Annotated in this window: 9 protein-coding genes; 8 read left to right on the top strand and 1 reads right to left on the bottom strand. The window is 67.2% G+C overall.

What is annotated here, in order from left to right; all coding sequences use genetic code 11:
- Positions 1 to 11 precede the first annotated feature (11 nt).
- On the bottom strand, positions 12 to 1,934 hold the full coding sequence (locus AKI39_RS22395; RefSeq protein ID WP_066641086.1) for a TonB-dependent receptor domain-containing protein: 1,923 nt from the start codon (positions 1,932 to 1,934) through the stop codon (positions 12 to 14).
- 406 nt (positions 1,935 to 2,340) lie between these two features.
- Here AKI39_RS22395 and metH point away from each other — a divergent pair, with 406 nt between their 5' ends.
- The 8 genes from metH (at position 2,341) to AKI39_RS22355 (ending at position 12,452) form a co-directional block, all read left to right on the top strand.
- Positions 2,341 to 6,117 carry a methionine synthase gene (gene metH / locus AKI39_RS22390; protein ID WP_066641084.1) on the top strand — a complete coding sequence of 1,259 codons (3,777 nt, stop codon included), beginning with the start codon at positions 2,341 to 2,343 and terminating at the stop codon, positions 6,115 to 6,117.
- Positions 6,118 to 6,340: 223 nt separating this feature from the next.
- On the top strand, positions 6,341 to 7,984 hold the full coding sequence (gene mdcA / locus AKI39_RS22385) for a malonate decarboxylase subunit alpha (RefSeq protein WP_076879734.1): 1,644 nt from the start codon (positions 6,341 to 6,343) through the stop codon (positions 7,982 to 7,984).
- 9 nt (positions 7,985 to 7,993) lie between these two features.
- Positions 7,994 to 8,311 (top strand): malonate decarboxylase acyl carrier protein, encoded by a 318-nt coding sequence (mdcC, locus tag AKI39_RS22380; protein WP_066641082.1) that lies wholly within the window; start codon positions 7,994 to 7,996, stop codon positions 8,309 to 8,311.
- Entirely contained in the window at positions 8,308 to 9,231 is a 924-nt protein-coding gene (locus tag AKI39_RS22375; protein WP_066641081.1) for a biotin-independent malonate decarboxylase subunit beta, read from the top strand. Before mdcC ends, AKI39_RS22375 begins: the two co-directional genes overlap by 4 nt.
- Positions 9,218 to 9,943, top strand: a complete 726-nt coding sequence (locus AKI39_RS22370; protein WP_066641079.1) for a biotin-independent malonate decarboxylase subunit gamma — start codon at positions 9,218 to 9,220, stop codon at positions 9,941 to 9,943. The genes AKI39_RS22375 and AKI39_RS22370 overlap by 14 nt, the downstream gene beginning before the upstream one ends.
- A gap of 165 nt (positions 9,944 to 10,108) precedes the next feature.
- Positions 10,109 to 10,615, top strand: coding sequence for a malonate decarboxylase holo-[acyl-carrier-protein] synthase (gene mdcG / locus AKI39_RS22365; protein WP_338012410.1), 507 nt, complete (start codon positions 10,109 to 10,111; stop codon positions 10,613 to 10,615).
- 20 nt (positions 10,616 to 10,635) lie between these two features.
- A complete protein-coding gene (gene mdcB, locus AKI39_RS22360) occupies positions 10,636 to 11,502 on the top strand; it encodes a triphosphoribosyl-dephospho-CoA synthase MdcB (protein WP_066643609.1) in 867 nt (288 codons plus the stop codon).
- A complete protein-coding gene (locus AKI39_RS22355; protein ID WP_066641077.1) occupies positions 11,499 to 12,452 on the top strand; it encodes an acyltransferase domain-containing protein in 954 nt (317 codons plus the stop codon). The genes mdcB and AKI39_RS22355 overlap by 4 nt, the downstream gene beginning before the upstream one ends.
- Positions 12,453 to 12,496 lie beyond the last annotated feature (44 nt).

Raw genomic sequence — 12,496 nt, 5'->3', positions numbered from 1 at the left:
CCCGTGCGCTCCTACATGCGCCAGGTCAGGTTGACGAAGGCGTTCGAACCGGGCGTGTTGTAGCCATTGGCCAAGGTGTACTCCTTGTCGAACACGTTGTTCCAGCGCACCTGCACCTGAAGGCTGCGGGTCAGGTCATAGGAGGCCACCAGGTTGTACAGCGTGTAGCCGCCCAGTCGATCGCCGCTGCCGTCGAGCCGGTCGCCGCTGGCGTACATCTCCGCGCCCACCAGGAAATCGCCGAAGCGATGGTCGGCGGACAGCCGCAACACTTTGCGCGCGCGTTGCGGCAGGCGGGTGTCTTCATCCGTATTGCGCGGGTCGCTCAAGTCCAGGCTGGCGCGCAGCCGCGTAGCGCCGAATTTCTTCATCCCGGTCAGCGTCACGCCTTCCAGCAGCGCGTTGGACACATTGACCGCCTGGAACAGAAAGGGATTGTCCGCCGTCGGCTCGTTCAGGATCAGGTTCTTGACCCTGTTGTGATAGTAGGTCACGCCCAGTTCGCTGTCGTCGTCCTGGTAGCGCAGGCTGGCCTCGACATTGCGCGAGGTCTCCGGCTTCAGGTCCGGGTTGCCCACGAAGCCGCCGTCATTCGGCCAGTACAGCTCGTTGAAATTCGGCGCGCGGAAGCCGGTATTGGCGCCCACCGTCGCGCGGATCCGGCTGGTGATGTCGTAGCCGTAGGTCAAGCCGCCGGTGGTGCGGTTGCCGAACTGCGAGTTGTCGTCGTTGCGCAGGCTGGCCTGTACGTGATGCGCGCCGAAGTCGCCCAGGTAGACGCCGGTGAACGAGTTCACATGGCGGCTCGTGCGCGCGTAGTCGCCGAAGGTGACGGGAAAGTTGTTGAAATCGCCGATGTCCCCGGCGACGCGCTGGTCCACGTGTTCGTAGGCCAGCGTTACCTTCTGGTCCTTGGTGAACTGCAGGTCGTTCTGCCACAGGTACTGGTTCTGCCGCGTCCGGAACGTGCTCTTGCCGTTCGGCGTGTCGAAGGGGTTCTCGTCGGCGGGCGCGTTTTCGTTGCGATTGCGGTCCAGCGTGCTGCCCACGCGCAGCGTGCTGGTCCAGATGTCCGTCAGCCGGTTCGTGCTGGTCAGCGAATAGCCCTGCAGGTCCTGGATGGAGCGGTCGTTGAAGTAGGGCATGCCATTGTCGTAGCCGCCGTTCAGGTGCGTCTGGTAGAACTGGGCGGTCAATGTCTGGCCGCGCATCCATTCGTAGCCCAGCGAACCGGCCACGTTGTTTTCGTAGTAGCTGTCCCGGTCCGGGTTGTGCAGGAAGTTCTTGCCGTTGGTCGCGTCGAAGCCGCGGCTTTGCTGGTAGCTGCTGGCCAGGCTGTAGGTCCAGCCCTGCGCGGCGCCCGACAGCCCGGCGCTATAGCTGCTGGTGCCATAGGTGCCGCCGCCGACGGAGGCATAGGCCGACAGCGGGCGGTCCGCGTCGCGCTTGGTGATCACGTTGATGACGCCGCCCAGCGCGTCCGCGCCATACAGGCTGCTGGCCGCTCCGCGCACGATTTCCACGTGGTCGATGCTGTTGGTCGGTATGGCGTTCAGCGCCGCCAGGCCATTGGTGGCATTGTTGATGCGCTGCCCGTCCACCAGCACCAGCGTCTGGTTGCTGTTGGCGCCGCGCATGAACAGGCTGGTCACGGTCTGCGGGCCGCCGTTGTTGGCGTATTCGATGCCATGCGTGCGCGACAGCACTTCGGCCAGGCTGCTCTGGCCGGCGCTTTCCAGGGTGTCGCGATCGATGACGCTGACGTCGCCCAGCACGTCCTTCAAGGGTTCCGGCGATCGGGTCGCGGTGACGACCACGGTATCGAGCTGGGTGATGGGGGGTTGGGCGGCGGCCGGGTTCTGTTGGGCGCCGGCCCAGACGGGGGCCAGACAGGCGAGGAGCCCGGCGCAGCGCCGGGTAAAGAGGGGCTTCATAACGAGACCTGGTGATGACGCGCGACCCCGCACGTCGTTCTAGGGACCGGAAGACGGCGGCGCGCGGCGCCCGCGGGCGCCTCGTGCCGTCCGTCCTCCACGGACGAACCGGCCGGTATCGGGCTGTCCCGCCGTGCCTGCGATCCGGGGACGGAGCAGGCGGGGCGGGAGGACCGTTGCGGGGGCAGCACAGGCTTGGTATCCGGCAGGGCCGCCTCATGGGCGGCCGGCCGCGATCCTTCCTGTTTCCCGTTTATCTTTCACCACGCGGCGCCCAGGGGCGTGTATGCGTTGAAAGCACCGGTTCGAGGGGGCGGAATTTATCACGGTCCCGCATTTCCGCGCGCTTTGTTACCATTCCAGGTTGCTTCTTTGCAATCCATCCTGCCTTCCTCCAGGAACGCCCGTGCCGTCCTATCCCGCCCTGCCTTATCCAATCGATTCCTATACCCATGGCGCCGGGTTCGTGCGCGCCCTGGCGACGCGCATCCTGATCCTGGACGGCGCGATGGGGACCATGATCCAGCGCTACAAGCTGTCGGAAGCGGATTTCCGCGGCGAGCGCTTTGCCGGCCATGGCAAGGACGTGAAGGGCGACAACGAACTGCTGTCGCTGACGCGTCCGCAGGTCATCGCCGAAATCCACCGCCAGTATCTGGAAGCCGGTGCCGATGTCATCGAAACCAATACCTTCGGCGCGACCTCCATTGCGCAGGGCGACTATGACCTGCCGGAGCTGGCCTATGAGCTGAACCTGGCTTCGGCCAGGCTGGCGCGCGAGGCCTGCGATGCCTACAGCACGCCCGAGCGGCCGCGCTTCGTCGCCGGCGCCCTGGGGCCGCAGCCCAAGACTGCTTCCATATCCCCGGACGTGAACGATCCCGGCGCGCGCAACATCACCTTCGACGAACTGCGCGCCGCCTACGTCGAGCAGCTGAACGGGCTGCTGGACGGCGGCATCGACATCGTCCTGATCGAAACCATCTTCGACACGCTGAACGCCAAGGCGGCGATCTTCGCCGTGGAGGAAGTCTTCGAGCAGCGCGGCGTGCGCCTGCCGGTGATGATCTCCGGCACGGTGACCGACGCCTCGGGCCGCATCCTGTCGGGCCAGACGGTCGAAGCCTTCTGGAACTCGGTGCGCCACGCGCGGCCGGTCACGATAGGCCTGAACTGCGCACTGGGGGCCGCCTTGATGCGCCCTTACGTGGCCGAGCTGTCCAAGATCTGCGACACCTACGTCTGCGTCTACCCGAACGCCGGCCTGCCCAACCCGATGAGCGATACCGGCTTCGACGAATCCCCGGACGACACCTCGGGCCTGCTGGAAGAATTCGCGCGCGCCGGGCTGGTCAACATGGCGGGCGGCTGCTGCGGCACGACGCCCGACCACATCCAAGCCATCGCGCGCAGGGTGGTCGACCTGACGCCGCGCGTGGTGCCCGAGGTCCCGGTCAAGACGCGCCTGGCCGGCCTGGAACCGCTGAACATCGACGAGGAATCGCTGTTCGTCAACGTCGGCGAGCGTACCAACGTCACGGGCAGCAAGATGTTCGCGCGCCTGATCCGCGAGGAAAAATACGACGAGGCGCTGACGGTGGCGCGCCAGCAGGTAGAGAACGGCGCGCAGATCATCGACATCAACATGGACGAGGCCATGCTGGATTCGGTGGCCTGCATGACACGCTTCCTGAACCTGATCGCCTCCGAGCCCGATATTGCACGCGTGCCGGTGATGATAGACAGCTCCAAGTGGGAAGTCATCGAGGCGGGCCTGAAGTGCGTGCAGGGCAAGCCGGTGGTCAATTCGATTTCCATGAAGGAAGGCATCGAGCCCTTCCTGCACCATGCGCGCCTGTGCCGCCGCTACGGCGCGGCCATGGTCGTCATGGCTTTCGACGAACAGGGACAGGCCGACACGCTGGAGCGCCGCAAGGAAATCTGCGGCCGCGCCTATGACCTGCTGGTCCGGCAGGAAGGATTCCGTCCCGAAGACATCATCTTCGATCCCAATGTGTTCGCCGTTGCGACGGGCATAGAGGAACACAACCGCTACGCGCTGGATTTCATCGAAGGCGTGACCTGGATCCGCCAGAACCTGCCGCATGCGCGGCTGTCGGGCGGCATTTCGAATGTCAGCTTCTCGTTCCGCGGCAACGAGCCGATGCGCGAGGCCATCCATACGGTATTCCTGTACTACGCCATCCGCGAAGGCCTGACGATGGGCATCGTCAATGCCGGCCAGCTGGGCGTGTACGCCGATCTCGACCCCAAGCTGCGCGACCTGGTCGAGGACGTCATCCTGGACCGCCCGGAACCGGTGGGCAAGCCGGAGGTGGACGACGATCGCACGCCCACGGAACGCCTGGTGCAGTTCGCCGAGACGGTCAAGGGCAGCGGCGCGCGCAAGGAAGAAGACCTGGCCTGGCGCGCGCAGCCCGTGCAACAGCGCCTGGCGCATGCCCTGGTGCACGGCATCACGACGTTCATCGTCGAGGACACCGAAGAAGTGCGCCAGCAGGTCGAGGCGCGCGGCGGCCGCCCCATCGAGGTGATCGAAGGCCCCCTGATGGACGGCATGAATATCGTTGGCGACCTGTTCGGCGAAGGCAAGATGTTCCTGCCGCAGGTGGTCAAGTCCGCCCGCGTGATGAAGCAGGCGGTGGCGCACCTGGTGCCGTTCATCGAAGAGGAAAAACGCCAGATCGCCGCCGCGGGCGGCGACGTGCGGGCCAAGGGCAAGATGGTCATCGCCACGGTCAAGGGCGACGTGCACGACATCGGCAAGAACATCGTATCGGTGGTCCTGCAGTGCAATAACTTCGAGGTCGTGAACATGGGCGTGATGGTGCCCTGCGCGCAGATCCTGGAAAAGGCCAAGCAGGAGAACGCCGACATTGTCGGCTTGTCCGGCCTGATCACGCCCAGCCTGGAAGAGATGGCCTACGTCGCCAGCGAAATGCAGCGCGACGATTACTTCCGCGAACGCAAGATCCCGCTGATGATCGGCGGCGCCACCACGAGCCGCGTGCATACCGCCGTGAAGATCGCGCCGCACTATGACGGCCCGGTGGTCTATACGCCGGACGCCAGCCGCGCGGTCGGCGTGGCCACCAACCTGGTGTCCGACCAGGCCGATGCCTTCATCGCCGAGCTCAAGCAGGAATACGAGGAAGTGCGGCGCCGCCACGCAAACCGCAAGGCCACCCCGCTGATTCCGTTGACGGAGGCGCGCGCCGCCCGTCCCGCCATCGACTGGTCCGCCTATGTGCCGCCGCGGCCCAAGTACATCGGCCGCCGCACCTTCAAGCACTACGACCTGGCCGAAATCGCCACCTACATCGACTGGACGCCGTTCTTCCAGACCTGGAGCCTGTTCGGCCAGTTCCCGGCCATCCTGGACGACAAGGTCGTCGGGGAGCAGGCGCGCAAGGTCTACGCCGACGCCCAGGCCATGCTCAAGCGCGTCATCGAAGGGCGCTGGCTGACCGCCAACGGCGTGGTGGGTTTCTATCCCGCCAATCGCGTCAACGACGAGGACATCGAGGTCTACGCCGACGATAGCCGCTCGCGTGTCCTGTTCACCTGGCGCAATCTGCGCCAGCAGGGCGCCAAGCGCGAAGGCGTCAGCAACAAATGCCTGGCGGACTACATCGCGCCCAAGGAAAGCGGGGTCGCGGACTACATCGGTGTCTTCGCGGTCACGGCCGGGCTGGGCATCGAAAAGAAGGAAGCCGAATTCGCCGCGGCGCACGACGACTATTCCAGCATCATGCTCAAGTCCCTGGCGGACCGCCTGGCCGAAGCCTATGCCGAGTGCCTGCATGCCCGCGTGCGACGCGACCTGTGGGGCTATGCGGCGGACGAGTCCCTGGACAACGCCGAGCTGATCGCCGAAAAGTACGTCGGCATCCGTCCCGCGCCCGGCTATCCCGCGTGCCCGGAGCACGTCGTCAAGCGCGATATGTTCCAGGTGCTGGACGCGGCGGAGGTCGCCATCGACCTGACCGACAGCTATGCCATGTTCCCGGCCTCCAGCGTCTGCGGCTTCTACCTCAGCCATCCCGACGCCCAGTACTTCAACGTGGGCACCATCGGCGAGGACCAGCTGAAGGACTACATCGCCCGCAGCGGCCGCAGCGAAGAAGACGTCCGGCGCACGCTGGGCCCGGTGCTGGGCTGAGCACACCGTCGCCCGCAGGTGCCCGTGGCGGCCCTGCGTGGCGGCCACCCCTCCCGCAAGGAGCCGGATCCCGTCCCACGGGCCGGTGTCGCGCTGTGGGCGCGCGGGCATCCGGTTCAATGATGCGGTTATTGCGAATCTGGATAACAAGGCCCGGCGTTATTGAGATTACCGATTGATCTCCTTAGAGTGATCCCTGTCAGATCACCTTGCGGAGAGCGGTATGAATCCCTGGAATTCCCATGCGCGCGAGCGTGCCGTCCGGCTGGAGGGCGCGCGGGGCTGCGCGCATGGCAAATATGTCGATGCGGACCGGGCCACCGCATTGCTGCAAGCCCTGCTGCGGCCCGGCGACAGGCTATGCCTGGAGGGAGACAACCAGAAGCAGGCGGATTTCCTGGCGCGTGCCCTGGTCCAGGTGGATCCCGCGGTCGTTCATGACCTGCACGTCGTGCAGTCCGGCGTTGTCCTGCCGGAACACCTGGAACTGTTCGAAAGAGGCATCGCCCGCAAGCTGGACTTTTGTTATTCCGGACCGCAAGGCGGCGCCATCGCCCGCGCCCTGGAAAAAGGGCGTATCGAGGTCGGCGCCATCCACACCTATCCGGAACTGTTCGCCCGCTACTTCGTCGACCTGACGCCCAATGTGGCCTTGATCGTCGCGCGGCAGGCGGATCGCCAGGGCAATCTGTACATGGGCCCGAATACCGAGGACACGCCCACCATCGTCGAGGCGACCGCCTTCAAGGATGGCATCATCGTGGCCCAGGTCAACGAAGTGGTGGACCATCTGCCGCGCGTGGACATCGCCGCAGACCTGGTCGATTTCATCATCCCATCGCCGGAACCGTTCTACATAGAACCCTTGTTCACGAGGGATCCGGCCAGCATCACCGACACGCAGATCCTGATGGGGATGATGGCCATCCAGGGCATCTACGCGCCCTATCAAGTGCGCACGCTGAACCACGGCGCCGGCTTCCCCACCGCCACGATCGAATTGCTGCTGCCGACCTATGGCCAGCGCCTGGGGCTGAAAGGAAAGATCGCCACGCACTGGATGCTCAACCCGCATCCCACCTTGATTCCCGCCATCGAAAGCGGCTGGGTCAGCCAGATATTCTCGCCGGGCGCGGAAGTAGGCATGGACGATTACGTCAGTGCGCGTTCCGACGTGTTCTTCGTCGGGCAGGAAGGCGCCATGCGGTCCAATCGCATGCTGGCCCACAATGCCGGCCTGTATGCCTGCGATATGTTCATCGGCTCCACGCTGCAGATCGATCTGGAAGGCAATTCGTCCACCGTTCGGGCCGACCGCATCGCCGGTTTCGGTGGCGCGCCTAACCTGGGATCGGACGCGCGCGGCCGGCGCCATCCGTCGGCCAGCTGGCTCAAGGCGGGACAGGAAGACGCCGGCGCGCACGGGCGCATGCCGCGCGGCCGCAAGCTGGTCGTGCAGGTCGTCGAAACCTTCGGCGAGAAGCACGCGCCCAGCTTCGTGGAGGAACTGGACAGCGTGGCGCTGGCGCGCAAGCTCAAGCTGGACCTGCCGCCCATCATGGTCTATGGCGATGACGTGACGCACATCGTGACCGAGGAAGGCATCGCCAATCTGTTGATGTGCCGCGACCTGGATGAACGCGAACAGGCCATCCGCGGCGTGGCCGGCTATACCGAGATCGGCCGGCGCCGCGACCGCAAGGCGGTACAGGCCCTGCGCGAACGCGGCGTCATCCGCCGGCCCGCCGACCTGGGCATCAATCCACTGGATGCGACGCGCCATATGCTGGCCGCGCGTTCGATCAAGGACATCGTGACGTGGTCGGGCGGCCTGTACGCGCCGCCGGCCCGGTTCCGCAACTGGTAGGGGGCAGCCATGGAAACTTTTACCCGCCGCTACGCGGCGCAGCAGCGATTTCCCGGGGGGCGTGACCGGGTCCTGGTCGGCGTGGTGGCGTCCGGCAATCTGGAAGTCCTGGCCGAACGTATCCCGGGCAACGACGATACCTGCCACATCCACGTGTCGACGGCCGTCAAGGGCTTCGGCGATGTATGGGAGGCGGTCCTTGCCGATTTCGTCGAACGGTATGCGACCGGTGGCGTGGTCTTCTCCATCAACGACGGTGGCGCGCGTCCCGATACGGTGATGCTGCGCCTGGCACAGGCCTGCGAGGCCTTGAAGGAAACGACATGAACGAGAGCGTTCCCACTCTTGCCTGGCTGGAAGCGACGGCACGCGAGCGCGTCGCGGGTCTGACGGATCGCGGCAGCTTTGTGGAATACCTGGGACCGGAGCAGCGCGAAGTCAGTCCGCATCTGGCGCTCTTCGGCCTGGCCCATGCCTTCGATGACGGCATGATCGTCGGCCACGCCACGCTGGATGGAAAGCCCGTGTGGATCGCGGCGCAGGAAGGCCGCTTCATGGGCGGCACGTTCGGCGAGGTCGGCGGCGCCAAGCTGGTCGGCCTGTTGCGCGCCGCGCGCGCACTGGCGGCGCGTGAGCAGCCGCGTTGCGTGCTATTGCTGCTGGACAGCGGCGGCGTGCGCTTGCAGGAAGCCAACGCAGGCGAGCTGGCGGTGTCCGAGGTGATACGCGCGCTCTTGCAGGCGCGTCGCGCTGGGGTGCGCGTCGTGGCGCTGATCGGCGGCAAGGCGGGCGCCTTCGGCGGTGCGGGCCTGGTCGCGGCCTGCTGCAGCGACATCGTCATCTCCGAGCCCGGCCGCATCGGTGTTTCGGGTCCGGAGGTCATCGAAGCGAACGAGGGCCTGGAGGAATTCGACGCCAAGGACCGCGCGCTGGTGTGGCGCATCACCGGAGGCCGTACACGCGTGCTGATGGGAGGCGCCGACCGCTATGCGCGGGACGACATCGACGATTTTCGCAGGCGGGCGAGTGCCTGCCTGCACGCGCCGGCGCCGTTCGACCTGCCGCTGCTGCAGGCCGAACAGCAACGTCTGCAGAGCCGCCTGGCACGCTTCGGCGATTGCCGGGACGCGCCGGAGATCTGGCGCAAGCAAGGCCTTGATACGCCCGACACCGTGCCGGACCACGGCGATGCCGCGTTCCTCGATCTGGTCCGGCGATCCCTTGGAGAGAAACATGTCGCACGATGAATTGATTCAGGCCCTGTTCCCCGACGCGGCGCCGATGGTGCCTGATAACGCGGGTGTCATCGAAGGCGAACAGCGCCTTGCAAGCGGCGCGAAGGTGACCGTGATCGGCCTGACCGGCGGGCGGGCGGTGGGTGCCGACGTCGCCATGGCCGTATCGGCATGCGTGCTGCGCCACGTGGCCGAGCATGCTGGCCGTCCGCTCGTCCTTCTTGTGGACGCGGGAAGCCAGCGGATGGCCCGGCGCGATGAATTGCTGGGCTTGAACGAGTACTTGGCCCACCTCGCGAAATCCCTGTATCTGGCCGCCGCCACCGGCAGCCGCACCTTGGGTGTCTTGTACGGTGCCGCGTCCGGGGGCGCCATGGTCGCCAGCGCCTTGGCCGTGGACGAGCTGGTGGCCGTTCCCGGCGCGGCGCCCAGCGTCATGAATCTGGCGGCCATGGCCCGTGTGACCAAGCTGGACCTGGCGCAGCTGGAATCGATGGCGTCCCGGACGCCGGTATTCGCGCCGGGCGTGGACCCGCTCTTCCAGATGGGCGGCATCCTGGAACGCTGGGGCGATCCGGCAGATTACGCCGGCCGCCTGGCGTCTTTGCTGGAAAGCGCCCCGGACAGGGACGAGCGCGATTGCCTTGGGGCCCGACGTGGCGGGCGCGCAAAGGCCGCCGCCGTTGCCGGGCGAGTTTGCGCAGAGGCGATGCGCCATGCGTGACGCCTTGCCCCGGCATGCCATCGTGACGCTATCCCGGCATGGCTGGAAGGAGGTCTTCGACCGCTATCCGGCCTTGGCCGCGGATGTCTTCGTGCGCGAGTGGGCCTTGGCCGGTCGTCCTGTCATTGCGCGCCGTCCGATGCCGGGGAGACGGGTAAAGGCGGCGTGCCGCTGGGCTTGCCCACGCCGCCGTCGGCGGGCAAGCGGCGCATCGCGTTCATGGCGCCGCACGGCGCGGTCGCCGGTGTGCGCGCAGCCGTCGCGCTGGACTGCGTGCTGGCGGTCGGCTGCTTTCCGTCCGCATGGCGCGCGACGCTGGCCGCCGTCGATGGCGCCGCCGCGCGCCTGGGATTGCGCACGCGCGTGTTCGGCAGCCTGATGTGGCAGTACCTGTCCGGATTGCCCTATGTGACCGAGGCTTCCGATGTCGACCTGCTGTGGTTGCTGCCGGCCGGCTCTGCCGGCGGATGCGACGCGTTGTTGCAGGCCTTGCTGCGCATCGACGCGCAGCAAGGCCCACGCATCGACGGGGAAATCGTCGCCAACGGCGCGGCGGTGCAGTGGCGTGAACTCGCCGCGGCGGGCCGCGACGATTTGCTGATGGTGAAAACCGCGGGCGACGCGCGGCTCTATCCCAGGCGCCGCTGGCTTGCAGGGGAGGCCCGGGCATGAATCCGCAGCTGTGTCACTTCATGCCGGCCACGCGTACGGGCCAGCCCTCTCGCGACGCGGATGCGCCGCTGCGGCGGGTGGCCGAAGCGCTCGCGGGACAGGCGCACGGCGCCCTGCTTGCCGAGCTGCATACCTGGCCCAAGCCAGGGCTGGTGTCGCCCGTCGATAGCGGCAGCCATCACGATATGGATTGCGCGACGTTCGAGGCCAGCGCGGCGAGCCTGCACGGCTATTTTTTCGACATCGCCATGGCCGGCGCGCGCGACAAGGACATGCGCGAGCTGCGCTTGCTGGGCATGGCGGCCGAACGGGCCATGATGGCGGCCACGGGAGGCGTGAACACCCATCGCGGCGCGATCTTCGGCATGGGATTGCTGTGCGCGGCGGCGGGATACCGGGCGGCGACGGGAGAGCCGGGAACCTTGGGGCAACTGGTGGCGCGACGCTGGGGCCGCGATATCGCGGGTGGGCCGCGTCCTGCCGACAGCAACGGGATGTCCGTGCAGCGGCGCTATGGCGCGGGCGGCGCGCGTGCCGAGGCGGCGACGGGTTTTCCCAGCGTCTATCGGATCGCCTTGCCGGCGATGCGCCGCGCTCGCATCTGGCGGCCAGGCGATGCGCAGGCGCCGGCCGTGCAGGCGCTGTTCGCGCTGATCGCCCGGGTACAGGACACCAATCTCCTGCACCGGGGAGGCCCCGAAGGCATGAACTGGGCGCGCGACAGCGCGCGCGGCTTCCTGGCGCGCGGCGGCGTGCGGCGCGCGGCGTGGCGGCACGATGCCGCCGCCGTCCATCGCCGTTTCGTGGCACGCGGACTGTCGCCCGGCGGCTGCGCCGACTTGCTGGCCATGGCGCTTTTCCTGCGCGATCTGGAGGCCCATGCATGAGGGAGCCCCTGTTCGCCATCCTGTGTTCGGGGCAGGGGGGACAGCATGGCGACATGTTCGGCCTGACCGCGCAAGCGGCGGAAGCGCAGCCCATCTTCGAGATGGCTGCCCCGTACTTCGGCGGCATCGATCCCAGGGATTTCGTTCGCGACGCTCCGCCCGATGCACTCTACGGCAATCGGGTGGGACAACTGCTGTGTTGCACGCAGGCCCTGGCCGCATGGGCGGCACTGCGGGAAGCGCTGCCTGGCCGCGTGGTGATCGCGGGATACAGCGTGGGCGAATTGGCGGCATGGGGCTGCGCCGGCATGCTGCCGCCGCGAGACGTGCTGGCCCTGGCCGACCAGCGCGCGCGCTTCATGGATGCCGCCTGCGCGACGCCGGGTGGCCTGTTGGCCGTCACCGGCCTGCGCCAGGAGGCGTTGCGTCCGATGATGGCGGACGGCGCTGCCTGGATCGCCATCGTGAACGACGACGATCACTTCATTATCGGCGGCCAGGACGCGGCGCTGCGCGCCATTGCGCCTCGCGCCGCGCAAGCCGGTGCGCGGCGGGTGGTGCGGCTGCCGGTCGCCGTTCCTTCCCACACGCCACTTGTGGGCGCGGCCGCCGCGCGGTTCGCCGAGGCCCTGGCCACGCATGACGTCCGGCTGCCGGCGTCCGATGTGCAGGTGCTTGGCGGCGTCGAGGCCGAGCCGCTGCGCAGCATCGATGCCGCCAGGCAGATGTTGGCAAGGCAGATCCGCGACACCGTGGATTGGTCCGGCTGCCTGCGGCGCTGTGTCGAAAGCGGCGCGGTCGCCGCACTGGAGCTCGGTCCAGGCACGGCCTTGTCCCGCATGGCGCAAGGCCGCGACGGGCTGCACGATGCGCGCGCGCTGGACGATTTCCGTCATCTGGAAGGCGTGCGGCGGTGGCTGCGGGACACGCGTGAACGTTCCGCGCGATAATCCCTCGCACCACCCTGGAGTCCCTCGGTGCCGTCCATCGGGCG

Origin of the sequence: Bordetella sp. H567 (assembly GCF_001704295.1) — a bacterium.
Lineage (GTDB): Bacteria > Pseudomonadota > Gammaproteobacteria > Burkholderiales > Burkholderiaceae_B > Bordetella_C.
This window is presented reverse-complemented; position numbering and strand designations above follow the sequence as displayed.